Consider the following 25,447-nt stretch of genomic DNA (forward strand, 5'->3'; position numbering starts at 1 on the left):
GTCGCGGAATTCAGGCTGACATGAGGTGTGGGGCGATGCAGCAGCGGGCCTTCGAACTGAAAGCGGATTATTCGCCCGCCGGTGATCAGCCGGGCGCGATCGCGGCCTTGGTGCGTGGGCTCGACGACGGGCTCGCGCACCAGGCGCTGCTCGGCGTCACCGGCAGCGGCAAGACCTTCACGATCGCCAACGTGATCCAGCAGATGCAGCGACCGGCGCTGGTCCTGGCACCCAACAAGACGCTGGCGGCGCAGCTGTACGGCGAGATGCGGGGCTTCTTCCCGCACAATGCCGTCGAGTACTTCGTTTCGTACTACGACTACTACCAGCCCGAAGCCTACGTGCCGGCGTCCGACACCTTCATTGAGAAGGATGCGTCGATCAACGCGCACGTCGAGCAGATGCGCCTGTCCGCCACCAAGGCGATTCTCGAGCGCCGCGACACCATCATCGTGGCCTCGGTGTCGTGCATCTACGGCCTCGGCGATCCCGAGTCGTACATGAAGATGATCCTGCACCTGGTGCGCGGCGAGCGCATCGAGCAGCGCGCGATCCTGCGCCGGCTCGCCGAACTGCAGTACACGCGCAACGACACCGCGCTCGAGCGCGGTACCTTCCGCGTGCGCGGCGACGTGATCGACATCCACCCGGCCGACTCCGACACCGACGCGGTGCGGGTGGAGCTGTTCGATGACGAGATCGAGCAGCTGGCCTACTTCGATCCGCTCACCGGCGAGGTCAAGCGCCGCGTGCCGCGCCTGACGGTGCACCCGAAGACGCACTACGTCACCCCGCGCGACAAGCTGCTCGCCGCGATCGACGCGATCAAGGACGAACTGGCCGGCCGGCTCGCGGAACTGCGCGCGCAGGGGCGCCTGCTCGAAGAGCAGCGGCTGGAGCAGCGCACCCGCTTCGACCTCGAGATGATGCTGGAGCTCGGCTACTGCGCCGGGATCGAGAACTATTCCCGGCATCTGTCCGGGCGCGCGGCCGGCGAGCCGCCGCCCACGCTGTTCGACTACCTGCCGCCCGATGCCCTGCTGGTCATCGACGAGAGCCACGTGACGGTGCCGCAGATCGGCGGCATGTACCGCGGCGATCGCGCGCGCAAGGAGACGCTGGTCGAATATGGCTTCCGCCTGCCGTCGGCGCTCGACAACCGTCCGCTGCGCTTCGACGAGTTCGAGCGCCATGCCCCGCAGACGATCTTCGTGTCGGCGACGCCGGGGCCGTACGAGATGGCGCATGCCGGGCAGGTGGTCGAGCAGGTGGTGCGGCCGACCGGCCTGGTCGATCCGGTGGTCGAGGTGCGCCCGGCGCGGGCGCAGGTCGACGACCTGCTTTCGGAGATCCGGCTGCGCGTGGCGGTGGACGAGCGCGTGCTGGTGACCACGCTGACCAAGCGCATGGCGGAAGACCTCACCGAGTACCTCGGCGAGCACGGGGTGCGCGTGCGCTATCTCCACTCGGACATCGAGACGGTCGAGCGCATGGAGATCATCCGTGACCTGCGCCTGGGGACCTTCGATGTCCTGGTCGGCATCAACCTGCTGCGCGAAGGCCTCGACATGCCTGAAGTCTCCCTGGTGGCGATCCTCGATGCCGACAAGGAGGGGTTCCTGCGCTCGGATCGTTCGCTGATCCAGACGATCGGGCGGGCGGCGCGCAACCTCAACGGCAAGGCCATCCTTTACGCCGATACCGTTACCGCGTCGATGCAGCGGGCCATCGACGAGACCGAGCGCCGGCGCGCCAAGCAGCAGGCCTTCAACGTCGCGCACGGCATCACGCCGCGCAGCGTGAGCAAGTCGGTGGTCGACGTGCTCGAAGGCGGTGTTGTCGCGCCCGCGGCCGGGAGCGCATCCGCCCGTTCGCGGGCCCGGGCGGACGCGCGGGAGGCGCCGATGCCGTTGCTCACCCCCGAGCGTGCCGCCAGGAAAATCAAGGAGCTCGAACAGGCGATGTATCGCCATGCGCGCGATCTCGAATTCGAGGAGGCGGCGCGCCTGCGCGACGAGATCGGGCGGATTCGCGCCGCCGTGTTCAACGTGACGGATGCACTCGCAGGCTGACGGTTTGGCGGTGTCGGCAAGAGGGCTTGCCAAGCACGGGGCGCGTCCGTATAGTCCGCGCCCTACGCTGAAGGCGCGTAGCTCAGCTGGTTAGAGCACCACCTTGACATGGTGGGGGTCGTTGGTTCGAGTCCAATCGCGCCTACCAACTCGGAGGGCGTGTCGTTCAGGCGACACGCCCTTTTTATTTCCTGCGAGCATTTTCGAGAGGCTGAGAGTCAGATGCCGGTCATCACGCTCCCCGACGGCAATCAGCGGGTGTTCGAGCACCCGGTCAGCGTTCAGGAGGTGGCGGCCGCCATCGGTACCGGTCTCGCCAAGGCGGCGCTGGCCGGCAGGGTCGACGGCCGCCTGGTCGACACCGCGTACCGGATCGAGCATGACGCGCAACTCGCCATCGTCACCGACCGTGACGCCGAGGGGCTCGAGATCATCCGCCACTCGACCGCGCACCTGCTCGCGCACGCGGTGAAGCAACTGTTCCCGGCCGTCCAGGTGACGATCGGACCGGTCATCGAGAACGGCTTCTATTACGACTTCGCTTTCGAGCGCTCCTTCACGCCGGAGGATCTCGTACGCATCGAGCAGCGGATGGAGGAGCTGGCTGCGCAGGACGTTCCCGTCGAACGCTCCGAGATGCCGCGCGACGAGGCCGTCGCCTTTTTTCGTGAGCAGGGCGAGCGCTACAAGGCCGAGATCATCGCCGGGATCCCGTCGAACGAACCGATCTCGCTGTACCGGCAGGGCGATTTCATCGATCTCTGTCGCGGGCCGCACGTGCCGAGCACCGGGCGTCTGCGCGCCTTCAAGCTGATGAAGGTCGCGGGGGCCTACTGGCGCGGCGACTCGAACAACGCGATGCTGCAGCGCATCTACGGCACGGCGTGGAGTGACAAGAAGGCGCTGAAGGACTACCTGCACCGCCTGGAAGAGGCCGAGAAGCGCGATCACCGGCGCATCGCCAGGCAGCTCGACCTGTTCCACATCCAGGACGAAGCCCCGGGCATGGTGTTCTGGCATCCCAACGGCTGGCAGATCTGGCAGGAGGTCGAGCAGTACATGCGGCGGCGCCTGCGCGGGAGCGGCTACGTCGAGGTGCGCACGCCCCAGGTGGTCGATCGTGCGCTGTGGGAGAAGTCGGGGCACTGGGAGAACTACCGCGAAAACATGTTCACCACGCATTCCGAGTCACGGGACTACGCGGTGAAACCGATGAACTGCCCGTGCCACGTGCAGATCTTCAACCACGGCCTGCACAGCTATCGCGAGCTTCCCCTGCGCATGGCGGAGTTCGGCTCGTGCCACCGCAACGAGCCGACGGGGGCGCTGCACGGCCTGATGCGGGTGCGCGGCTTCACGCAGGACGACGCCCACATCTTCTGTACCGAGGATCAGGTGATCGCCGAATCGCGCGCCTTCAACGAACTCGCGATGAGCGTGTACGAGGATTTCGGCTTCACCGATGTCGCCGTCAAGCTGAGCCTGCGGCCCGACAAGCGCGCCGGTTCCGACGATGTGTGGGACAAGGCCGAAGAGGGGCTGCGCGAGGCGCTGCGTGCCTGTGGCGTCGAATGGGAGGAGCAGCCCGGCGAGGGGGCCTTCTACGGGCCCAAGGTGGAGTACCAGATTCGTGACGCCATCGGGCGGTCGTGGCAGGTCGGCACGCTGCAGCTCGACTTCGTCCTGCCGGCGCGGCTGGGGGCCGAATACGTGGCCGAGGACAACTCGCGCCAGGTCCCGGTGATGCTGCACCGGGCCGTGCTGGGGTCGATGGAGCGCTTTCTCGGCATCCTGATCGAGCATCATGCGGGTGCCATGCCGACGTGGCTCGCGCCGACCCAGGCCGTGGTCCTGAACATCACCGATCGCCAGGCGCAGGCGGTGTCCCGCTACGCCGAGCGCTTGCAGGCGCGGGGCTACCGGGCGCGGGCCGACTTGAGAAACGAAAAGATCGGCTTTAAGATTCGCGAGCACACCTTGTCGAAGGTCGCCTATCTGTTGGTGGTCGGCGACCGCGAGGTCGAAACTGATTCTGTGGCCGTGCGTACGCGTGAAGGCAAGGACCTGGGCGTCATGACGTTTCAGGCCTTCGAGGACATCCTCGCTGCCGACATCGCGAATCGCGGCCGTTTTGTTTTGGAGGGTTGAGATATAGCTGCCAACACTGAAAACCGGGTCAACGGCGAGATCACGGCCCGGGAAGTGCGCCTGATCGACCAGAACGGCGAACAGGCCGGGATCATGTCTCTGATCCAGGCCATGCGGGTGGCTGAAGAGGCGGAACTTGATCTCGTCGAGATTTCTCCGACTGCCAAGCCGCCTGTCTGCCGCATCATGGATTACGGCAAGTTCCGGTTCGAACAGCAAAAGAAGGCGGCTGAAGCCCGTAAGAAGCAGAAGCAGATACAAGTCAAGGAAGTGAAGTTCCGTCCAGGCACGGATGAAGGGGACTACCAGGTAAAACTACGCAACCTGGTCCGTTTCCTTGGAGAAGGTGACAAGGCCAAGATCACGCTGCGGTTTCGCGGGCGTGAGGTCGTTCACCAGGATATTGGACTCAACCTGCTGAAGCGCATCGAAGATGATCTGAGCGAGCATGGCTCGGTCGAGCAGCGGCCGAAGATGGAAGGTCGCCAGATGGTCATGGTCATCGCGCCGACGAAAAAGAAGTAGGCCTCGGTGCGCAGCGGGTTGGCTCCGTTCATCGAGTCACCCTAATGCGGAGTAGTTGAATCATGCCCAAGATGAAAAGCAATCGCGGTGCGGCGAAACGGTTTTCACGCACCGGTTCTGGCGGTTTCAAGCGTTCGCAGGCTTTTGCGCGCCACATCCTCACCAAGAAGACCACCAAGCGGAAGCGCCAGCTGCGTGAACCCGCGATGGTCGCCGCGGTGGATGCACCGATGGTGCGCCGCATGCTGCCGTACGCGTAACGCGAATCGCGAGAATAGAGGTTCAGTGAAATGCCACGAGTGAAGCGCGGTGTAACCGCACACGCCCGCCACAAGAAGGTGCTCGACAAGGCCAAGGGCTACTACGGTGCCCGGTCGCGGGTGTATCGGGTCGCCAAGCAGGCCGTTACCAAGGCGGCGCAGTACGCCTACCGTGACCGTCGTCAGAAGAAGCGCCAGTTCCGGGCCCTGTGGATCGTTCGCATCAACGCCCAGGCGCGTGTCTGCGGGCTTTCCTACAGCCGCCTGATCGGCGGCCTCAAGAAGGCGGCCATCGAGATCGATCGCAAGGTACTCGCCGACATGGCCGTGTTCGACAAGCCGGCATTTGCCGCGGTGGCCAGCAAAGCCAAGGCCGCCCTCGGCATCGCCTGAGTCGCTTGGCCCCACCCGACACGGGTGGCGGCGTGTAGAGAAGGGGAAAGGGGCGTGCCACCTTTCCCCTTTTTTGTGATGTTCCGAATCGTGGAGTGAATCCGTGGAAGAGTTGCAGGAACTCGTGCGCACCGCCGAAGTGGCGACTGCCGCTGCCGGCGACCTTGCCGCGCTCGACCAGTTACGCGTGCACTACCTCGGCAAGCGGGGGGTTCTTACCGAGCGACTGAAAGCCCTGGGCTCGCTGCCCGCGGATGCCCGACGGGAAGCCGGTCAGGCGATCAACCTCGCCAAGGACGCCGTGCAGGTCGCGCTCGAGGCGCGCCGCCAGGTCCTCGAAGCCGGCGCCCTCGAACAGCGGCTGGCGGCCGAGGGGGTCGACGTGACCCTGCCCGGGCGCGGTCAGGCGTCGGGTGGCCTGCACCCGATCAGCCGCACCCTCGCGCGCATCGAGGCGCTCTTCCGCCAGGTGGGCTTCACGGTCGAAGAGGGCCCCGAGATCGAGGACGATTTCCACAATTTCGAGGCGCTGAATATCCCGGCCCATCATCCGGCGCGGGCGATGCACGATACGTTCTATTTCGGCGATGGCCGTCTGCTGCGTACCCACACCTCGCCCGTGCAGGTGCGCACGATGCAGAGCCGTCAGCCGCCGATCCGCATCATTGCGCCCGGCCGGGTGTACCGCTGCGATTCCGACCTGACGCATTCGCCGATGTTTCATCAGGTCGAAGGGCTGTTCGTCGACGAAGGCGTGAGTTTCGCCGACCTCAAGGGTGTGCTCTACGACTTCCTGCGGGCGTTCTTCGAGCGCGATCTCGACGTGCGCTTCCGCCCTTCCTACTTCCCGTTCACGGAGCCGTCGGCGGAAGTCGACATCCAGTGCGTGATGTGCGGCGGCGATGGCTGCCGCGTGTGCAAGCACACGGGCTGGCTCGAGGTGCTCGGCTGCGGCATGGTGCACCCCGCCGTGTACGCCCAGGTCGGCATCGACGCCGAGCGCTACACCGGTTACGCCTTCGGCATGGGCGTGGAGCGGCTGGCGATGTTGCGCTACGGCGTCAACGATCTGCGGCTGTTCTTCGAGAACGACCTGCGCTTCCTGCAGCAGTTCCGCTGATGCGCGGAACGCCCGATCGCGAACCAGAGACCGAACGATGAAGATCAGTGAACAATGGCTCCGGGAGTGGGTGAACCCGGAGGTGTCGCGCCCGGCGCTGGTGGCGCAGTTGTCGATGGCGGGCCTCGAAGTCGACGCGGTTACGCCCGTGGCTCCCGCCTTCGACGGCGTCGTCGTCGCCGAGGTGCAGACGCTGGAGCGACACCCCGACGCCGACAAGCTGGTCGTCTGCCGGGTCGATGCCGGCACCGGCCATCTGCTGCAGATCGTCTGTGGCGCGCCCAACGTGGTGGCCGGCATGAAGGTGCCGTGCGCGATGGTCGGGGCCGTGCTGCCGGGCGATCTGCGCATCCGCAAGTCGAAACTGCGCGGCGTCGAGTCCCACGGCATGCTGTGCTCGGCGCGGGAGCTCGGCCTGTCCGAAGACCACACCGGTTTGCTGGCGTTGCCCGCCGCCGCCCCCGTCGGCGTTGCCGTGCGTGACTACCTCGGGCTCGACGACCATGTGATCGAAGTCGACCTCACCCCCAACCGTGGCGACTGCCTGAGCGTGCATGGCGTGGCCCGCGAGGTCGCGGCGCTCAATCGCTGCGCGCTGGCAGCGCCCCCGGTTGCCGCCGTCGCCGCCACCATCGCCGATACCTTCCCGGTGCTCGTCGAGGCCGCTGCCGATTGTCCGCGCTACGCCGGCCGGGTCGTACGCGGCGTCGATGCCGGGGCCGCGACGCCGCTGTGGCTGCAGGAGCGCCTGCGTCGCGCGGGTCTGCGCAGCCTCGGCCCGCTGGTGGATGTGACGAACTACGTGATGCTCGAACTCGGGCAACCGATGCATGCCTTCGATCTCGGCCGGCTCGAGGGGGGGATCGTCGTGCGCCATTCACGTGCGGGTGAAACCCTCGAACTGCTCAATGGCAGTGTGCTCGACCTGGCGGCCGGCGAGTTGCTGATCGCCGACGGCCAGGGCCCCCTGGCGCTCGCCGGCATCATGGGCGGCGTTGCCAGCGGGTGCACCGACACCACGCGGGACGTCTTCCTCGAGAGCGCGTTCTTCGCGCCCCGGCCACTGGCGGGGCGTGCCCGGCGCTACGGTCTGCACACCGATTCGTCGCACCGCTTCGAGCGTGGCGTGGACCCTGCGCTGCAGGTGCCCGCGCTGGAGCGGGCGACGCAGCTGCTGCTCGACATTGCCGGGGGGAGTGCCGGGCCGCTCACCGAGATCACCAGTGCGGGCGAGCTACCGCAGGCGACGGTCGTGACGCTGCGGCAGGCCCGCATCCAGCGGCTGCTCGGCATCGACATCCCGCCCGCCGAGACTGCCGATCTGCTCGAACGCCTCGGCATGAGCGTCGATTCCGTCGCGGACGGCTGGCGGGTCACGCCGCCGAGCTGGCGCTTCGATGTCGCCATCGAAGAAGATCTGATCGAGGAGATCGGTCGCGTGCGCGGCTACGACCGCCTGCCGCTGCATCGCCCGCTGAGCCGCTTCGCGATCGCCCCCATCCCCGAAACGCGGATCACGCTCGACCGCCTGCGGGCGATCCTGGTCGACCGCGGCTACCAGGAAGCCATTACCTACAGCTTCGTCGACCCCGCCTTCCAGGCGGCACTTGATCCCGCCACCGCGCCGGTGGCGCTCGCCAATCCGATCTCGGCTGAGCTCGCGGTGATGCGGACCTCCCTGTGGCCGGGGCTGCTCAAGGCGCTCGACCACAACCGCAAGCGCCAGCAGGGCCGCGTGCGCCTGTTCGAGAGCGGGCTGCGCTTCGTCCAGACCGACGCCGCGCTGCTGCAGGACCGGCGCATCGGCGGTGTGGCCTGCGGCACGGCCGAACCCGAGCAATGGGGTGTCCCGGCGCGGGCGGTCGACTTCTTCGACGTCAAAGGGGATGTCGAAGCCCTGCTCGCAGCGTCGGGGTGTGGCGACGCCGTCCGTTTCGTGGCAGCAGCGCATCCGGCGCTGCATCCGGGGCAGGGGGCGCGCATCGAGTGGGAAGGCGAACTCATCGGCTGGATGGGCCAGTTGCACCCGGCGGTAGAGAAGGCACTCGATCTCGATGGCCCGATCTATCTGTTCGAACTGGCGCTCGACGCCGTTACGGACGCACGCCTGCCGCGGTTCACGGAGCTGTCGAGGTTCCCCGCCATTCGCCGCGACCTCGCGATCCTCCTCGCGGAGGACGTGGCGGCGACGGCAGTCGTCGAATGCATCCGTACCTACGGCGGCGAGTGGCTGCGCGACGTCCAGTTGTTCGACGTGTACCGCGGCAAAGGGATCGATCGGGGGCTGAAGAGCCTGGCTTTAGGCTTGATTCTGCAGGACTTTTCGCGCACCCTTACGGACCCCGACGTCGATGACGTCATTTCCCGAATCGTCGCCGGACTCTCCTCCCGGTTCGGCGCCTCGCTCAGGGCTTGATCGCTATGGCACTCACCAAGGCCGACATGGCCGAACGGCTGTTCGATGAACTCGGGCTGAACAAGCGTGAAGCCAAGGAACTCGTCGAGTTGTTCTTCGAGGAAATTCGCGGTGCGCTCGAGGACGGCGAACAGGTCAAGCTGTCCGGATTCGGCAACTTCGATCTGCGTGACAAAAACCAGCGCCCGGGGCGTAACCCCAAGACCGGCGAGGAGATTCCGATCACCGCGCGGCGCGTGGTGACCTTCCGCCCCGGTCAGAAGCTGAAGACCCGCGTCGAGGAGTACTCCGAGCGCTTCGCCGCCTCCGAGCTCGGCAGGGCTTGAAATGGCCTTGTGGCTGCGTAGAATACGCGGCCTTGCCATGGGGGCCTCGGCCACCATGGGCCAAGAATCCGGGGCGTAGCGCAGCCTGGTAGCGCACCTGCATGGGGTGCAGGTGGTCGGAGGTTCAAATCCTCTCGCCCCGACCAAAATTCAAGCCAAACCAGTTGCTTAGCTGGTTTGGCTTTTTGTTTTACAGGTGTTCGATGAAATTTCTTGAGAATTCCCCTGTGAACGTCCGGTGCTAGCGGCTCCCCAATGGTGGCGGGCAGCGGGGGCGAAGCGCTTGGCCGTTGCTGGAGCGGCCAGTATCAAGGAGCTTGGTAACGTGTCCGGGCACGGGCTCCCTGTGCGCGCGGGGCATGCGGTGGGTTCTCCGTCACAGTGGTCGGCGGATTCGGCAACGGGGCTGTGCACATGTCTGTCGACCCCCGCCAGGCAGTGACGGCTTGTCGGGCATTGTTGAGTTTCGGATACTATTCGCTTCCGCGATCAGACTGGGCGTGGCCTGCTACGAGCGTGCAACTCCCGTTGACTGACAATCAGACCCTTGTAGGCTTGCGCCCCGCTTGGCCCGCCTTCCCGCCGTTCTCGTGCTCGTCGCCGTTCATGTCGGGTCGCCCGATGTGCGACGAACCCGGAGGGGGGGCGGAGCGGTTGCGGGGCGGGTCCTAACCCTTGCGAAAGTGGCGAAATCGGTAGACGCGCTGGATTTAGGTTCCAGTGGGGCAACCCGTGAGAGTTCGAGTCTCTCCTTTCGCACCATCCGGAGCGGGATCTCCCAGGTCGGACCGTGACCGGGTCCGATCCATTACTTTTCCTTGTGTAGCAGAGGTGTGCAGATGCAGGTTTCAGTTGAAGAGCTTGGCGGTCTCGAGCGTCGTTTGGTCGTGCAAGTCCCTTCCGCCAAGGTCGAGCAGGAAATCGAGTCTCGTCTGCAGTCCCTGTCGCGCAAGGTGAAGCTCGATGGTTTCCGTCCGGGCAAGGTGCCGCTCAAGGTCGTCAAGCGCATGTACGGCCCCCAGGTTCGCCAGGAAGTCCTCGGCGACATGGTCGAGAAGAGTTTCCAGGAGGCCGTAAGCGAGCGGAAGTTGCGTCCTGCGAGCGGCCCGCATATCGAGCCCAGGCAGGTGGTCGAGGGGCAGGATCTCGAGTACGTGGCGACTTTCGAGGTCGTGCCGGAGATCGAGGTCGGTGGTTTCGAGTCGATCGCCGTCGAGCGTCCGACGGCCAGTGTCACTGATGCCGATGTCGACGCCATGCTGGAGACGTTGCGCAAGCAACGCACCAACTGGGTTCCGGTCGAACGCCCCGCGCAGTCGGGGGATCGTGTGACGATCACCTTCGAAGGCAAGATCGACGGTGCCGACTTCCCCGGCAACAAGGGGGACGACGTGCCGGTGATCATCGGCGCCGGCGGAATGCTCAAGGATTTCGAGGACGGTATGCTCGGGATGACGACGGGGGAGGCCAAGACGCTGGACGTCGCCTTCCCGGCGGATTACCACGGCGCGGAGGTCGCAGGAAAGGTGGCGCAGTTCACCGTTCGTGCTTCGGCGGTTGCCGAGCCCAACCTGCCGACGGTCGACGAGGAATTCGCGAAAGCGTTCGGGGTCGAAGACGGCGGCGTGGATGCCTTGCGTCAGACCCTCAAGGAGAACATGGAGCGTGAGCTGGCTCAGGGGGTCAAGGCCGCCGTCAAGCGGCAGGTGATGGAGGGGCTGCTGTCGGCCAATCCGATCGATCTGCCGAAGGTTTTGGTCAGCGAGGAGATCGATCGTCTGGCGCAACAGGCAGGCTTCCCGGCGGCCAGCGGGGAGGCTGAGGAGGCGGCGAAGATCAAGAATTCGATCTTCGAGACGGAAGCCCGCCGACGCGTCGCACTCGGCCTGCTGATTTCGCGCCTCGTTGCGGCGCACGACATCAAGCTCGACAGTGTGCGTGTGCTGGATCATGTGCGTGCGATGGCGGCGACCTACCAGGAGCCCGACGAGGTGGTGCAGTGGTACCTGAAGAACCCGCAGGCGCTCGAAGGCGTGCGTGCCTTGGCGCTCGAAGATACGGTGGTCGAATGGCTGCTGGAGCGCGCCCAGGTCACCGAGCAGCCGAGCAGTTTTGATGCGGTGATGCGGCCGGGCAAGTCGCCCGCGGCCGTTTGATCGAGAGGTGAGTACAGTGATGGTCCCGACGAGTTCCTCAGCGACGCAGGTCAAGGCCCTCAATCTGGTGCCGATGGTGATCGAGCAGACCTCTCGGGGCGAGCGCGCATACGATATCTATTCGCGCCTGCTGAAGGAGCGCGTGATCTTCCTGGTCGGCCCGGTCGAGGACTACATGGCCAACCTCGTCGTCGCCCAGCTGCTGTTCCTGGAGGCCGAGAACCCCGACAAGGACATCCATCTGTACATCAATTCACCGGGCGGCTCGGTGAGCGCCGGGATGGCGATCTACGACACGATGCAGTTCATCAAGCCTGACGTGAGCACGATGTGCGTCGGCCAGGCGGCGAGCATGGGCGCGCTGCTGCTCGCCGGCGGGGCCAAGGGCAAGCGCTACTGCCTGCCGCACTCGCGCATCATGATTCACCAGCCGCTGGGCGGGTTCTCCGGGCAGGCGAGCGATATCGACATTCATGCGCGCGAGATTCTCCTGATTCGTGACCGGCTCAATCGCGTGCTGGCGAAGCACACCGGCCAGCCCATCGAGCGTATCGCTGTCGACACCGATCGCGACAACTTCATGGGAGGAGAGGACGCGGTCGCCTATGGCCTGATCGACTCCGTGCTCGCGCATCGCGGTGCTGCCGCTGGTCCCGCCTGAAGCCCCCCACCGCATGGCGGCGTGGTGCCGCTGGAAGCACGGCACCACGCCGCGTCTTGGCGTTTCCTTGCCTTGCCGCGGACGGCGTAGTTGAATAGAAGCCGTCAGGTAGCATTGAAACCCTCCTTTCCGCGGCTGTCCTGTCGGTTGCGGCGCTTTTGTGGAGCCGGATTCGCGACGCTGTAGGCGAGCCGGCGAGCCTTCCGTGTGAGGACTGCGTATGAGCAAAGATCGAAACGACAGGAGCGACGATGGCAAGCTTCTGTACTGTTCCTTCTGCGGCAAAAGTCAGCATGAGGTTCGCAAGCTGATCGCGGGGCCGAACGTCTTCATCTGCGACGAATGTGTCGAACTGTGCAATGACATCATCCGCGAGGAGATGGAGGAGAAGGCCCCGGCCGTTGCCAGCAAACTGCCGAAGCCGCACGAGATCAAGCAGGTGCTTTCCGAGTACGTGATCGGCCAGGACCAGGCGAAGAAGGTCTTGGCCGTTGCGGTTTACAACCATTACAAGCGGCTTGAACTGCGTCGCGGCAAGGACGACGTCGAGGTTGCGAAGAGCAACATCCTGTTGATCGGGCCGACCGGGTCGGGCAAGACGCTGCTGGCGGAGACGCTTGCGCGCCTGCTGAATGTACCGTTCACGATCGCCGATGCCACGACGCTGACCGAAGCCGGCTACGTCGGTGAGGACGTCGAGAACATCATCCAGAAACTGCTGCAGAAGTGCGACTACGACGTGGAGAAGGCACAGACCGGGATCGTCTACATTGATGAGATCGACAAGATCTCGCGCAAGTCCGACAACCCGTCGATCACGCGCGACGTTTCCGGAGAGGGCGTCCAGCAGGCGCTGCTCAAGCTCATCGAGGGCACCGTGGCCTCGGTGCCTCCGCAAGGTGGACGCAAGCATCCGCAGCAGGAATTCCTGCAGGTGGACACATCCAATATTCTGTTCATCTGCGGTGGGGCTTTCGCGGGGCTCGACAAGGTGATCCGCAGCCGCTCCGAGAAGGGCGGCATTGGTTTCTCGGCCGAGGTCAAGAGCGCCACCTTGAACAAGGGGATTGGTGAGTCGCTGAAGGAAGTCGAGCCCGAGGATCTGATCAAGTACGGCCTGATCCCGGAGTTCGTGGGGCGCTTGCCGGTCATTGCCACGCTTGACGAACTGGACGAGGAAGCCCTCGTTCGGATCCTCACGGAGCCGAAGAACGCCATCACCAAGCAGTTCGCCCGCCTGTTCGACATGGAGGGGTGTGAGCTCGAGTTCCGTGAGGACGCTTTGCGTGCGGTGTCGCGCAAGGCGATGGAGCGCAAGACGGGAGCCCGGGGTCTGCGGACGATTCTCGAACACGTCCTTCTCGACACGATGTACGACCTGCCAAGCCTGGAGGGCGTCAGCAAGGTCGTGGTCGATGAGGGGGTGATTCGCGGTGACGCAAAGCCCTACATCATGTATGAAAACTCGGCGCCGCGCCGTGCGGCTTCGGCCGACTGACGCGGGAAACCGGTGAGCGCGTTTCGTTTGCCCGCTATACCGAACTCGGGTAGCGGGCATGTCTTGAAGTTGCGGGTGCTCCCGCCCATATATGGGAAGTAACGCTTCTGTTCCTCAGCAATGACTGCTGCGGGCGAACCGCCGATTCCTACGATGGAGCAAGATCCCATGCATTCCGACGACGCCGTGGCTGCGGCACTGCCTGTATTACCACTGCGCGATGTCGTCGTATATCCGCACATGGTTATCCCACTGTTCGTCGGGCGCGAAAAATCCATCAGCGCTCTCGATGCGGCGATGCAGGCCGACAAGCGGATTCTTCTGGTGTCACAGAAAAGCGCCGAGATCGACGATCCTGGCGAAGATGACATCTACCGGATCGGTACCGTTTCTAACATTCTGCAAATGCTCAAACTCCCTGACGGCACGGTGAAGGTGCTGGTGGAGGGGGCGGCGCGGGCGCGTATTGTCGCATTCGCGGGCGAGCAAGCGCATTTCCTCGCCCACATAGAGCCGATTACCGGTACGGTGAACGACGAGCGCGAAGCTTCTGTAATGACGCGATCGCTGCTTGGCGTGTTCGATCAGTACGTGAAGCTCAACAAGAAGATCCCGGCCGAGGTGCTGAGTTCGCTGTCGGGAATCGAAGATGCCGGGCGCCTGGCGGACACGGTAGCCGCACATATGGCGCTCAAACTGGAGGAGAAGCAGCGGATTCTGGAAATTGAAGACGTCGGTGCACGCCTGGAACACCTATTGCGTCTGGTCGAGGGCGAAATCGACATCCTGCAGGTCGAGAAACGCATTCGTAATCGCGTCAAGCAGCAGATGGAGAAAAGCCAGCGCGAGTATTATTTGAATGAACAAATGAAGGCTATCCAGAAAGAATTGGGGGATCTCGAAGATGCTCCTAATGAGCTGGAGGATCTCGCACACAAGATTGAAGCCAGCGGGATGCCCAAGGACGCCAAGGCCAAGGCCAATGCCGAGCTCGCCAAACTGCGCATGATGTCTCCGATGTCGGCAGAGGCGACGGTCGTACGTAATTACATCGACTGGTTGGTAGGGGTGCCTTGGAAGAAGCGCACCAAAATTCGCCCCGGTTTGAGCGAGGCCAGCGCGATTCTGGAAGCAGATCATTATGGTCTAGAAAATGTAAAGGAACGCATTCTGGAGTACTTGGCGGTGCAGCAGCGTGCCAAGAAACTGAAGGGTCCGATACTTTGTCTTGTTGGTCCACCCGGCGTCGGCAAGACCTCGCTTGGCCGTTCCATTGCGCGTGCCACCAATCGCAAGTTTGTCCGCATGTCCCTCGGTGGTGTGCGCGACGAGGCCGAGATCCGCGGTCATCGGCGAACCTACATCGGTTCGATGCCAGGCAAGATTGTGCAGAATCTTTGCAAGATCGGGACGCGCAACCCATTGTTCTTGCTTGATGAAATCGACAAGATGTCGATGGATTTCCGGGGCGATCCATCGTCGGCGCTGCTCGAGGTGCTCGATCCGGAACAGAACAGCACGTTCAATGATCATTATCTCGAAGTGGATTGCGATCTTTCGGACGTGATGTTCGTCGCCACGGCGAATTCCCTGAACATACCGGGGCCGCTGCTCGACCGTATGGAAGTGATCCGGATCCCCGGGTACACCGAGGACGAAAAGACCAATATTGCACGCCGCTACCTGGTGCCGAAGCAACTCGAGGCCTGTGGGTTGAAGTCGGGGGAGCTGGAGATTCGCGAGAGTGCGATCCGCGATATCATTCGCCACTACACTAGGGAAGCAGGAGTGCGCAATCTTGAGCGGGAGATTTCCAAGATCTGCCGTAAGGTAGTGAAGGGCATATTGTTGAATGCGGCCGACAAGCAGGTGATTGTCACGGCGAAGAACATCGATAAGTACCTCGGTGTCAGGCGCTATCGCTATGGCCTCGCCGAAGACCAAGATCAGATCGGTCAGGTGACGGGTCTGGCTTGGACCGAGGTCGGCGGTGAGTTGCTGACAATCGAAGCCGCGCTGGTTCCGGGCAAAGGGAAATTGACCCATACAGGGCAGTTGGGTGAAGTGATGCAGGAGTCGATCCAGGCGGCAATGACCGTGGTACGTAGCCGCGCCGAACGACTCGGTATCGATGCGGATTTCTATCAGAAGTTCGATATCCATATTCACGTCCCCGAGGGGGCGACTCCCAAGGATGGCCCGAGTGCGGGTGTGGCGATGTGTACTGCCCTGGTGTCGGCGCTGACGCGGATCCCCGTGCGTGCAAGCGTGGCGATGACGGGGGAGATTACCCTGCGCGGAGAAGTGCTGCCGATCGGGGGATTGAAGGAGAAGCTTCTGGCTGCCCACCGTGGCGGAATCACGACGGTGCTGATCCCCGAGCAGAATCGAAAGGATCTCGTCGACATTCCCAAGAACATCCTTGCCAAACTTGATGTGCGGCCGGTGAGATGGATAGACGAGGTGCTGGACACCGCCTTGCTGGCCGTGCCAAAAGCCGTGGATGACAGTATCGGCAAATGTGATACGGACGGCGTGGCGGAGTCGACAGGGCGTGCCAATCCGTCTGCTGAGACGACGCGTGCACACTGAGCACGGCGGTTGCACTCTTCGAAACACCAAGCTATAAACTTCGCGGCCCGGGGGCAGAGGATGTACGCGTCGCGTCCAACGGCGATGCACGGACCGAGGCAGGGTTTCCCAAACAAAGGTATACATAATGAATAAGTCCGATCTTATCGAGGCAGTCGCGCAGTCGGCGGATCTCTCCAAAGTTGCTGCCGGTAAGGCGGTTGAGGCCGTGCTTGCGACTGTGACGACCGCGCTCCGGGCTGGAGACCCGGTTACGCTGATCGGCTTTGGTACCTTCAGTGTTCGCGAACGTGCGGCACGGACCGGGCGGGATCCTCGTTCTGGTAATGTCATCGACATCAAAGCATCGAAAAACCCGGTCTTCAAGGCTGGCAAGGCACTTAAAGATGCGTTAAAGTAATGCCCTTGTTCGGGTGCTTAGCTCAGTCGGGAGAGCATCGCCCTTACAAGGCGAGGGTCGGGGGTTCGAACCCCTCAGCACCCACCAAAAAGTTTTTGGAGCGGTAGTTCAGTTGGTTAGAATACCGGCCTGTCACGCCGGGGGTCGCGGGTTCGAGCCCCGTCCGCTCCGCCAGAAATTGACTGTTCAGAATCAAATTTGTGCCTTGTAGCATGCATGGAGCGGTAGTTCAGTTGGTTAGAATACCGGCCTGTCACGCCGGGGGTCGCGGGTTCGAGCCCCGTCCGCTCCGCCAATTGCTTTGACGCTGTACACTCAGATCGCCGATATCCAAGATATCGGCGATTTTTTTTGCTTTTGATAACGCTCCTATCAACAATACGGACGAGTCTCGCTAGCCGGGCCAGGCTTGCACCTTCATGCTGAGCTCGTTGTCTGTTGGGTTCAGCGTTTCGCTCCGTTGATGACTTGCGATTGGATGATACATGCTGCAAACGATTCGAGATCGGGCATCCGGTTGGTTCGCCTATATCATCATCGGCCTGCTGATCGTGCCTTTCGCTTTGTGGGGCATTAACCACTACACCAATTCGGGACCCACCACCGATGCCGCCACGGTCGACGGTGATCCCATCACGCTGGCGCAGTTCCAGCAGGCGCTCCAGCGTCAGCGTCAACGCGTCGCGGCCGCGCTGGGAGCCGACGCGGTAGACGAGGGACGCCTGAAGCGTGAAGTGATGGATGGGCTCATCGATGAAAAGCTGATCGAGCGCTTCGTGGATGCCTCTGGCTTGCGCGTCAGTGACTTGCAGTTGGACGCGTCGATCAAGGGCATTGCCGCGTTTCAGGTGAACGGCTCCTTCAGCCACGAACTCTACGAGCGTACGGTGCGCTCTCAGGGGTACAGCGTGCCGGCTTTCGAGTCCATGTTGCGGGCTTCGCTGGCGACGGATCAGCTCCGGCAGGGGGTAGCGGCTTCCGCGATGCTGACGGCGGTCGATCTCAGGCGCCTGGTCGACCTGATCGGTCAGAAGCGCGAGGTGTCATATCTGGTGATGCCCAAGGAAGTGTTCCGCGCACGCGAGCAACCGGGCGAGCCTGATATCGAAGCCTTTTACCAGCAGCACCGCGACCGCTACGTCAATCCGGAACAGGTGCGTCTGGAGTACATCGACCTCAATGTCGAAGCCCTGGGCGGCGACGTCGTGCCGAGCGAGGAAGCGTTGCGGGCTGCCTACCAGGAGCAGCAGGCCAACTTCAGCCGCCCCGAGGAACGGGTGGCGTCGCACATCCTGGTGCGGCTGCCAGAGGATGCGTCAGCGGAACAGGTGGAGCGTGCGCGCGTGCGCATCCAGGGGCTGGCCGACGACATCGCGGCGGGGCGCAAGACCTTTGACGACGTGAGCCGCTCGATACGCGAGGGCGGGGATCCGACGGTCGAGGCAGGTGAACTCGGAGCCCTCGCCAAAGGGGTGATGGATCCGGCTTTCGATGAGGCATTGTTCGGTCTGGCCGCGCCGGGAGCGATCAGCGCACCGGTGCGCACCGATTTCGGCTACCACCTGGTGCGGCTCGATGCCATCCGGCCGGCACAGGTAAGGCCGTACGAAGAGGTGCGTGACGAACTGGTGCGTACGCTCAATCGGCAGCAGAACGATGGCCGTTTCTATGAGGCCGCGGAGCGGCTCTCGACGCTGGTGTTCGAAAATCCGGATACCCTGGCACCGGCCGCGCAGGCGATCGGCGTGACGGTTGCGCAAAGCGACTGGTTGTCCCGCCAGGGGGCCGACACGGGAATCTTCGCCGATCCCAAGGTGCTCGCGGCTGCCTTCAGCGACGATGTCTTGGGCGCCCGACGCAACAGCGAGCCCATCCAGATCGATGCCGGCCGTGTCGTCGTGGTCCGCGTGCTCGACCACAAGGCCGCCAGCCAGCGCACGCTCGACGAGGCACGTGAGCAGGTGCTCGGCGATCTGCGGGAGGAACGTGCGCGCCAGCGGATGAATGAGTTGTCCGGGACGTACGCCGGGCGGGTGCATGGCGGGGAATCGTTGCAGGCCCTCGCAGCAGAGGGGGGCTATCGCATCGAGGCCGCACGCTGGGTGCAGCGCAATGCCCCGGGCGTCGATCCCGCGCTGCTGCGCGCAGCGTTCCGCCTGCCGCCGCCGGCTGAAGGCAAGCCTGCGGCAACCGCCGTCGACCTGGCCAACGGCGATCGGGCGGTGCTGATGGTGAGTGCCGTGAAGCCGGGGACCGAGGCCGATCTTGCCGAGGCCGAGTCGAAGCTCCTGACGGATCGCATCCGCGGCCAGATCGGCGCCGTTCAGCTCGAAGGGATGGTCGACGAATGGCGGCGCCAGTCGAAGGTGGTGTCGCACGTCGACCGTCTGTAGGCAGTCGTGACGTTCCCGGTACCACCGCCTTCGTGCGGTGGTACCGGGGCATGGGAATCAGCGGAGGCGGTGCCGTCCCTCAGACATTCGCCATCGCGACGTTGCTGAAACCGCCGTCGACGTAGCTGATCTCTCCGGTCACGCCCGAGGCGAGGTCGGAGCACAGGAAGGCGGCGACGTTGCCGACTTCTTCGATGGTGACGCAGCGTCGTGTCGGCGCCGCCAGTTCGAAGGCTTCGAGCATCTTGCGAAAACCGCTGATGCCCGAGGCGGCGAGGGTGCGGATCGGGCCGGCGGAAATCGCGTTGACGCGAATGCCCTCGGGGCCGAGCGCCGCCGCCAGGTAGCGCACGTTGGCTTCGAGGCTGGCTTTCGCAAGCCCCATCACGTTGTAGTTGGGTACGCTGCGCACCGCGCCGAGGTAGGTCATCGTGATCATGGCGCCGCGGCGGCCCTGCATCAGCGGCCGTGCGGCTTTGGCGAGGGCGGCGAAGCTGTATGAGCTGATGTCGTGCGCGATGCGGAAATTCTCCCGTGTGACGCTGTCGACGAAGGACCCCTCGAGCGCATCGGACGGCGCGTACGCCACCGAGTGTACGAGGATGTCGAAGCCATCGCTCCAGTGCTGGCGCAGACCGTCGAACGCGGTGTCGATCTCGGTGTCGACGGCCACGTCGCAGGGCAGCGCGATCGAACTCCCGAGTTCCTCGGCCATCTTCTCGACACGGGATTTGAGCTTTTCGTTCTGATAGGTGAACGCGAGGTCGGCGCCCTCACGGCGCATGGCCTGCGCGATGCCCCAGGCGATCGAGCGGTTGCTGGCCAGCCCGACGATCAGGGCCCGCTTGCCGGCGAGAAAACCCATAGTGGTGCTCTCCTGTCGTTTCTTGCTTTCGCCCGGGGCCGTTGTTACGGTTCGTGACGTTTCGCAAGCATAACCCGCCGGTATCGCCCCCCACAAAGGATCGCCGATGGCTTTCGCCCGCCATGCCCGCGCCGGCGCCCTGTTTGCCCTGGCGTCGTTGGCTGCCTGTCCCTGTCTTGCCGCTCCCGCCGTCGCTCTGGGCTACACACCGCGCTACCCGGCCGATTTCCAGCATTTTGACTATGTCGATCCGGCCGCGCCCAAGGGCGGCACGCTGACGCTGGGCGCCATCGGCGGCTTCGACCGTCTCAATCCCTTCGTGCTGAAGGGCACGGCGGCGGCCGGCGTGAGCGAACTGGCCTGCGATACTCTCGGCGAACAGAGTCGCGACGAGCCCTTCAGCATCTATGGCCTGCTCGCCCGCGACATCGAACTGGAACCGGATCGGCTGGCGGTGACTTTCACGCTCGATCCGCGCGCGCGTTTCAGCGACGGCTCGGCGGTGACGGCGGAGGACGTCAAGGCCACCTTCGACGCCCTGAAAGGGCCGAAGGCGCACCCGCAGTACCGGGTCTACTGGGCCGACGTCACCGCCGCCGAGGTGCTGGACGCCCGCCACGTGCGCTTCCGCTTCGCCCGGGTCAACCCCGAACTGCACCTGATCATCGCCCAGATGCCGGTGTTCGCCGCGCGCTGGGTCGAAGGCCGCAATTTCGACGACATCGTCCTCGAGGCGCCGCTCTGCAGCGGGCCCTACGTGGTGGACAAGTTCACGCTCGGACGCAGCATCACGTACCGGCGCAATCCGGAGTACTGGGCGCGCGACCTGCCGGTGCGCAAGGGGCAGTACAACTTCGATCGCGTGACCTTCGAGTACTACCAGGATGCGGGGGTGGCGCTCGAAGGCTTCAAGGCGGGCGAATTCGACCTCGCCCAGGTCAACGTCGCCAAGCAGTGGGTGCGCGATTACGTAGGGCCGAAGTTCGACAGCGGCGAACTGCTCAAGCGCGAACTCGCGCATCACAACAACGCCGGCATGCAGGGTTTCGTGTTCAATCTGCGGCGTCCCTTGTTCCGGGACGTGCGCGTGCGCCGGGCACTGGCGCTCGCCTTCGATTTCGAGTGGTCCAACCAGAACCTCTTCTTCGGTCTCTACCGGCGCAGTTCGAGCTACTTCGCCAACAGCGAGCTCGCCGCCACCGATGTGCCCAGCGGCGCCGAACTGGCCCTGCTCGAACCCTTGCGTTCACAACTGCCACCGGCCCTGTTCACCCAGCCGTGGCGGGCGCCGAGCACCGAGGCGCCGGGCTCGCTGCGCGATAACCTGCGTGCCGCACAGGCGCTGCTGGCCGAGGCCGGCTGGACCTTGCAGGACGAGGTGCTGGTCAAGGACGGCCAGCGCCTGGAATTCGAGGCCTTGCTCGAGAACCGGGCATTCGAGCGGGTCTTCGCCGCGTATGCGAAGAATCTGCAGCGCCTCGGCGTGCGCATGAATTACCGCACGGTAGACGGCTCGCTGTACCAGCGGCGTGTCGACATCTTCGATTTCGATCTCGTCGTGCACGTGTACGCGCAGTCGCAGTCGCCGGGCAACGAGCAGATCGGTTACTGGCATTCGTCGATGGCCGCGCAGGAAGGCTCCAACAACCTGATGGGGCTGCGCGATCCGGTGGTCGACGCGCTGGTCGAGAAACTCGTGTACGCGCAGGACCGGGCGCAGCTCGTCGCCGCGGCGCACGCGCTCGACCGCGTGCTGCTGTGGGGCGAGTACGTGGTGCCCAACTGGCATTCACCGGTACACCGCATCGCCTACCGCGACCGTTTCGGCATGCCGAAGCAACTGCCGCTCTATTACCAGCCGCTGGAGTGGGCGCTGTCGACCTGGTGGGCGAAGTAGGCCGATGCTCGCCTATATCCTCAAGCGCCTCGCCTTGATGGTGCCGACGCTGGTCGGCATCCTGCTGGTGAGTTTCGTGGTGATCCAGTTCGTGCCCGGCGGGCCGGTCGAGCAGTTGATCAGCGAACTGCAGAACCGCGGTGCGGCGGGGGAGGCGGCGAGCGGGGGCGGCTCGCTGTATCGCGGTGCGGCCGGGCTCGATGCGGCCCGCCTCGCCGAGATCCGGGCGCTCTACGGCTTCGACAAGCCGGCGCACGAGCGCTTTCTCGACCTGCTGAGCCGCTACCTGCGCTTCGACCTCGGCGAGAGCTATTTCCACCACCGCTCGGTGCTCGGGCTGGTCGCCGACAAGCTGCCGGTGTCGATCAGCCTGGGTGCCTGGACCTTCCTGATCGTCTACCTCACCTGCATCCCGCTCGGCATCGCCAAGGCGGTGCGCGACGGGTCGACGTTCGACGTGGCGACCAGCACGGTGATCCTGGTCGGTTACGCGATCCCCGGCTTCCTGCTCGGGCTCGCGCTGCTCGTCCTGTTCGGCGGTGGCAGTTTCTGGAGCCTCTTCCCGCTGCGCGGACTGGTGTCCGACAACTGGGCTGAGCTCGATCTGCTCGGCAAGGTGTGCGATTACCTCTGGCACATGGTGCTGCCGGTGACGGCGTCGACCGTCGGCGGCTTCGCCGTGATGACCCTGCTGACCAAGGCGAGCTTCCTCGAAGAGATCCGCAAGCAGTACGTGCTGACCGCGCGTGCCAAGGGGCTCGGCGAACGCGCCGTGCTCTACCGCCACGTCTTCCGCAACGCGATGATTCCGCTGGTGACCGGCTTCCCGGCGGCTTTCATCGGCATCTTCTTCACCGGCAGCCTGCTGATCGAAACGACCTTCTCGCTCGACGGCCTGGGCCTCCTGTCCTACCAGTCGGTGCTGCGTCGTGACTACCCGGTGGTGCTCGGCACGCTGTACCTCTACACGCTGCTCGGGCTGCTCGCCAAGCTCGCGTCCGATCTGAGCTACGTGCTGATCGATCCGCGCATCGGCTTCGAAGCGGTGGACCGTTGAGCCCGGCGCCCGCAGCGTCGCGCGGACTGTCGCCTGGCCAGCGCGCCTGGCGTCGCTTCCGGGCCAACCGCCGCGGCTACTGGAGCCTGTGGATCTTCGCGGTGCTGTTCGCGCTCAGCCTGTGCGCCGAAGTGCTGTCGAACGACAAACCCATCCTCGTTCGCTACCAGGGCCAGTGGTATCTGCCGATGCTGGTCGTCTATCCCGAAACCACCTTCGGCGGCGACTTCGCCACCGAGGCCGACTACCAGGACCCGTACCTGCGCGAGATCCTGGGCCGCGACGGCAACTTCATGCTCCCGGCGCCCAACCCCTACCGCTTCGACACGATCAACCTCGCCGGCAACCAGCCGAATCCGGCGCCACCGTCGGCGGCACACTGGCTCGGCACCGACGACCGCGGCCGCGACGTGCTCGCGCGGCTGATCTACGGATTCCGGCTGTCGGTGCTGTTCGCGATCGGCCTCACCGCCATCGGGACGGTGATCGGCGTGCTGGCCGGCGCGCTGCAGGGCTACCTCGGCGGGCGCTTCGATCTCGCCTTCCAGCGTTTCAGCGAGGTCTGGGGCTCGCTGCCTGAGCTCTACCTGCTGATCATCTTCGCGTCGCTGTTCCAGCCGAGCGTATGGCTGCTGGTGGCGCTGCTCGCGGCGTTCGGCTGGATGGGACTCGCCGACTACGTACGCGCCGAGTTCCTGCGCGGGCGCAACCTCGACTACGTGCGCGCCGCCCGCGCCCTCGGCGCTTCGAACCTCAGCATCATGTTCCGCCACCTGCTGCCCAACAGCCTGACGCCGGTGATGACCTTCCTGCCGTTTCGCGTCAGCGGCGCCATCGTCGCGCTGACCAGTCTGGATTTCCTCGGCCTCGGTGTTCCGCCGGACACGCCGAGCCTCGGTGAGCTGCTGGCGCAGGGCAAGGACAACCTGAAGGCCTGGTGGCTGTCGTTGACCACCTTCGGTGTCCTGGTGGGCACCCTGATGCTGCTGATCTTCATCGGCGAGGCGCTGCGCGAGGCGGCGGATACCCGGCGTGGCTGAGCTCGCAGGCGACGCCCCGGCGCTGCTCGAAGTCGAGGATCTCGCGGTCGAGTTCGGTCGCGACGGCGACTACCGTCGCGTGGTCGATGGCGTCGGTTTCCGGCTCGCGCGCGGTGAGCGGCTGGCGCTGGTGGGGGAGTCGGGCTCCGGCAAGTCGGTGACGGCGCTCGCCGTGCTCGGGCTGCTCGACCGCACGCTGGCGCGCCACCCGCGCGGCAGCGTCCGTTACCGGGGCGAGGAGCTGCTCGGGGCGCCACAGGGCACGCTGCGGCGCCTGCGCGGACGCGCGATCGGCACGATCTTCCAGGAGCCGATGAATGCGCTGAACCCGCTGCACACCATCGGCCGGCAGATCGCCGAGCCGCTCGGCCTGCATCTGGGGCTCGACGGCCGTGCCGCCCGCATCCGCGCCGTCGAATGGCTGCAGCGGGTCGGCATCGCCGACCCCGAGCGCCGCTTCGACGCCTTTCCGCACCAGTTGTCGGGGGGGCAGCGGCAGCGCGCGATGATCGCGATGGCGCTGGCGTGCGGCCCCGAACTGCTGATCGCCGACGAGCCCACCACCGCGCTCGACGTCACGCTGCAGGTGCAGATCCTCGATCTGCTGGCGCAACTGCAGCGTGAACTGGGCATGGCGGTGCTGCTGATCAGCCACGACCTCAACCTGGTGCGGCGATTCGCCGAGCGGGTCTGCGTGATGCACGCCGGACGCGTGGTCGAGAGCGGGACGCTCGATGCGGTGTTCGGCGCGCCGCGCGAGGCGTACACGCGCGCGCTGGTGGCGGCCGAACCGACGCGGCTCGTCGCCGCGGTGCCGGCCACCGCGGCGACGCTGCTGGAGGCGCGCGGCATCGTCTGCACCTTCGCGTTGCGCCGCGGGCTGTTCGGACGCCGCGGCGGCGAGGTGCGTGCCGTCGACGGCGTCGACGTCGAACTGCGCGCCGGCGAGACGCTCGGCATCGTCGGCGAGTCCGGCTCGGGCAAGACGACGCTGGGGCTGTCGCTGCTGCGGCTGCAGGACTGCAGCGGATCGATCCGTTTCGACGGACGTGAACTCGCCGGCCTGCGCGAGCGCGCCGTGCGCCCGCTGCGCCGGCACATGCAGGTGGTGTTCCAGGACCCGTTCGCCGCGCTGTCGCCGCGCCTGACCGTCGAGCGGATCGTCGGCGAGGGCCTGCGCATCCACTGCCCGGCGCTGGACGCCGCGGCCCGGCGCGCGCGCATCGTCGCCGGTCTGCGCGAAGTCGGGCTGGATGAGGAGGCGCTGTGGCGCTACCCGCATGAGTTCTCCGGCGGGCAGCGCCAGCGCATCGCGATCGCGCGGGCGCTGGTGCTCGAACCCCGCTTGCTGCTGCTCGACGAACCGACCAGCGCCCTCGACGCGACGGTGCAGAAGCAGGTGCTCGATCTGCTCAGCACGCTGCAGGCGCGCCACGGGATGAGCTATCTGTTCATCAGCCACGACCTGCGCGTGATCCGCGCCCTGGCGCATCGCGTCCTCGTGATGCAGGCCGGCCGCGTGGTCGAGGCCGGCCCGGTCGAGGCCGTGTTCGAGGCGCCCGAGCACCCCTACACGCTCGCCCTGCTGCGGGCGGCACTGCTCGCCCGCCGCTAGACAGGGGCGGGGC

19 protein-coding genes and 6 tRNA genes are annotated in these 25,447 nt (G+C 65.1%); 24 read left to right on the forward strand and 1 reads right to left on the reverse strand.

Going from position 1 to position 25,447, the window contains the following annotated elements; translation table 11 throughout:
* Positions 1–35 precede the first annotated feature (35 nt).
* The 20 genes from uvrB to EV699_RS01955 all read left to right on the forward strand — a co-directional run bounded on the left by uvrB (position 36) and on the right by EV699_RS01955 (position 18,960).
* Positions 36–2,072 (forward strand): excinuclease ABC subunit UvrB, encoded by a 2,037-nt coding sequence (gene uvrB / locus EV699_RS01860; protein WP_132538377.1) that lies wholly within the window; start codon positions 36–38, stop codon positions 2,070–2,072.
* A gap of 71 nt (positions 2,073–2,143) precedes the next feature.
* Positions 2,144–2,220 (forward strand) — tRNA-Val (locus EV699_RS01865).
* Positions 2,221–2,294: 74 nt separating this feature from the next.
* Positions 2,295–4,220, forward strand: a complete 1,926-nt coding sequence (gene thrS, locus EV699_RS01870) for a threonine--tRNA ligase (protein ID WP_132538379.1) — start codon at positions 2,295–2,297, stop codon at positions 4,218–4,220.
* Between the two features lie 3 nt (positions 4,221–4,223).
* Entirely contained in the window at positions 4,224–4,745 is a 522-nt protein-coding gene (gene infC / locus EV699_RS01875; RefSeq protein ID WP_132538381.1) for a translation initiation factor IF-3, read from the forward strand.
* Between the two features lie 62 nt (positions 4,746–4,807).
* Positions 4,808–5,005 carry a 50S ribosomal protein L35 gene (gene rpmI, locus EV699_RS01880; protein ID WP_132538383.1) on the forward strand — a complete coding sequence of 66 codons (198 nt, stop codon included), beginning with the start codon at positions 4,808–4,810 and terminating at the stop codon, positions 5,003–5,005.
* A 30-nt stretch (positions 5,006–5,035) separates the two neighbouring features.
* Complete coding sequence (gene rplT, locus EV699_RS01885) at positions 5,036–5,398, forward strand: 50S ribosomal protein L20 (RefSeq protein ID WP_132538385.1); 363 nt, start codon at positions 5,036–5,038, stop codon at positions 5,396–5,398.
* Between the two features lie 103 nt (positions 5,399–5,501).
* Positions 5,502–6,518 carry a phenylalanine--tRNA ligase subunit alpha gene (gene pheS / locus EV699_RS01890; protein WP_132538387.1) on the forward strand — a complete coding sequence of 339 codons (1,017 nt, stop codon included), beginning with the start codon at positions 5,502–5,504 and terminating at the stop codon, positions 6,516–6,518.
* Between the two features lie 37 nt (positions 6,519–6,555).
* Positions 6,556–8,934: a phenylalanine--tRNA ligase subunit beta gene (pheT, locus tag EV699_RS01895; RefSeq protein ID WP_132538389.1), complete on the forward strand. Its 2,379-nt coding sequence runs from the start codon at positions 6,556–6,558 to the stop codon at positions 8,932–8,934.
* 5 nt (positions 8,935–8,939) lie between these two features.
* On the forward strand, positions 8,940–9,260 hold the full coding sequence (gene ihfA, locus EV699_RS01900) for an integration host factor subunit alpha (RefSeq protein ID WP_132538391.1): 321 nt from the start codon (positions 8,940–8,942) through the stop codon (positions 9,258–9,260).
* A gap of 69 nt (positions 9,261–9,329) precedes the next feature.
* Positions 9,330–9,406 (forward strand) — tRNA-Pro (locus tag EV699_RS01905).
* A 531-nt stretch (positions 9,407–9,937) separates the two neighbouring features.
* Positions 9,938–10,022: transfer RNA gene (locus EV699_RS01910), tRNA-Leu, on the forward strand.
* 77 nt (positions 10,023–10,099) lie between these two features.
* The gene (gene tig / locus EV699_RS01915; RefSeq protein ID WP_132538393.1) at positions 10,100–11,416 is read left to right on the forward strand and encodes a trigger factor; all 1,317 of its coding nucleotides are present in this window, start codon (positions 10,100–10,102) and stop codon (positions 11,414–11,416) included.
* Between the two features lie 19 nt (positions 11,417–11,435).
* Complete coding sequence (gene clpP, locus EV699_RS01920) at positions 11,436–12,077, forward strand: ATP-dependent Clp endopeptidase proteolytic subunit ClpP (RefSeq protein ID WP_132538395.1); 642 nt, start codon at positions 11,436–11,438, stop codon at positions 12,075–12,077.
* 220 nt (positions 12,078–12,297) lie between these two features.
* Positions 12,298–13,575, forward strand: coding sequence for an ATP-dependent Clp protease ATP-binding subunit ClpX (gene clpX / locus EV699_RS01925; protein WP_132538397.1), 1,278 nt, complete (start codon positions 12,298–12,300; stop codon positions 13,573–13,575).
* A gap of 153 nt (positions 13,576–13,728) precedes the next feature.
* Complete coding sequence (lon, locus tag EV699_RS01930) at positions 13,729–16,167, forward strand: endopeptidase La (protein ID WP_132538399.1); 2,439 nt, start codon at positions 13,729–13,731, stop codon at positions 16,165–16,167.
* Between the two features lie 127 nt (positions 16,168–16,294).
* A complete protein-coding gene (locus EV699_RS01935) occupies positions 16,295–16,567 on the forward strand; it encodes an HU family DNA-binding protein (RefSeq protein ID WP_132538401.1) in 273 nt (90 codons plus the stop codon).
* Between the two features lie 11 nt (positions 16,568–16,578).
* Positions 16,579–16,654: transfer RNA gene (locus EV699_RS01940), tRNA-Val, on the forward strand.
* A gap of 10 nt (positions 16,655–16,664) precedes the next feature.
* A tRNA-Asp gene (locus EV699_RS01945) sits at positions 16,665–16,741 on the forward strand.
* A 44-nt stretch (positions 16,742–16,785) separates the two neighbouring features.
* Positions 16,786–16,862: transfer RNA gene (locus EV699_RS01950), tRNA-Asp, on the forward strand.
* A 190-nt stretch (positions 16,863–17,052) separates the two neighbouring features.
* Positions 17,053–18,960 (forward strand): SurA N-terminal domain-containing protein, encoded by a 1,908-nt coding sequence (locus EV699_RS01955; RefSeq protein ID WP_132538403.1) that lies wholly within the window; start codon positions 17,053–17,055, stop codon positions 18,958–18,960.
* A 79-nt stretch (positions 18,961–19,039) separates the two neighbouring features.
* Here EV699_RS01955 and EV699_RS01960 read toward each other — a convergent pair whose 3' ends face one another.
* On the reverse strand, positions 19,040–19,825 hold the full coding sequence (locus EV699_RS01960; RefSeq protein WP_132538405.1) for an enoyl-ACP reductase FabI: 786 nt from the start codon (positions 19,823–19,825) through the stop codon (positions 19,040–19,042).
* Between the two features lie 106 nt (positions 19,826–19,931).
* On the opposite strand from EV699_RS01960, the gene EV699_RS01965 reads away from it, so the two are divergent.
* Genes EV699_RS01965 through EV699_RS01980 form a run of 4 tightly spaced genes read left to right on the forward strand, consistent with a single transcriptional unit; the run spans position 19,932 to position 25,434 of the window.
* On the forward strand, positions 19,932–21,722 hold the full coding sequence (locus EV699_RS01965; protein WP_132538407.1) for an extracellular solute-binding protein: 1,791 nt from the start codon (positions 19,932–19,934) through the stop codon (positions 21,720–21,722).
* A 4-nt stretch (positions 21,723–21,726) separates the two neighbouring features.
* Positions 21,727–22,779 carry a microcin C ABC transporter permease YejB gene (gene yejB / locus EV699_RS01970; RefSeq protein ID WP_132538409.1) on the forward strand — a complete coding sequence of 351 codons (1,053 nt, stop codon included), beginning with the start codon at positions 21,727–21,729 and terminating at the stop codon, positions 22,777–22,779.
* Positions 22,776–23,819, forward strand: coding sequence for an ABC transporter permease (locus tag EV699_RS01975; protein WP_132538411.1), 1,044 nt, complete (start codon positions 22,776–22,778; stop codon positions 23,817–23,819). Before yejB ends, EV699_RS01975 begins: the two co-directional genes overlap by 4 nt.
* Positions 23,812–25,434 carry an ABC transporter ATP-binding protein gene (locus tag EV699_RS01980; RefSeq protein WP_132538413.1) on the forward strand — a complete coding sequence of 541 codons (1,623 nt, stop codon included), beginning with the start codon at positions 23,812–23,814 and terminating at the stop codon, positions 25,432–25,434. The genes EV699_RS01975 and EV699_RS01980 overlap by 8 nt, the downstream gene beginning before the upstream one ends.
* The last annotated feature ends 13 nt before the right edge of the window (positions 25,435–25,447 follow it).

It is taken from the genome of Plasticicumulans lactativorans (assembly GCF_004341245.1).
GTDB lineage: Bacteria > Pseudomonadota > Gammaproteobacteria > Competibacterales > Competibacteraceae > Plasticicumulans_A > Plasticicumulans_A lactativorans.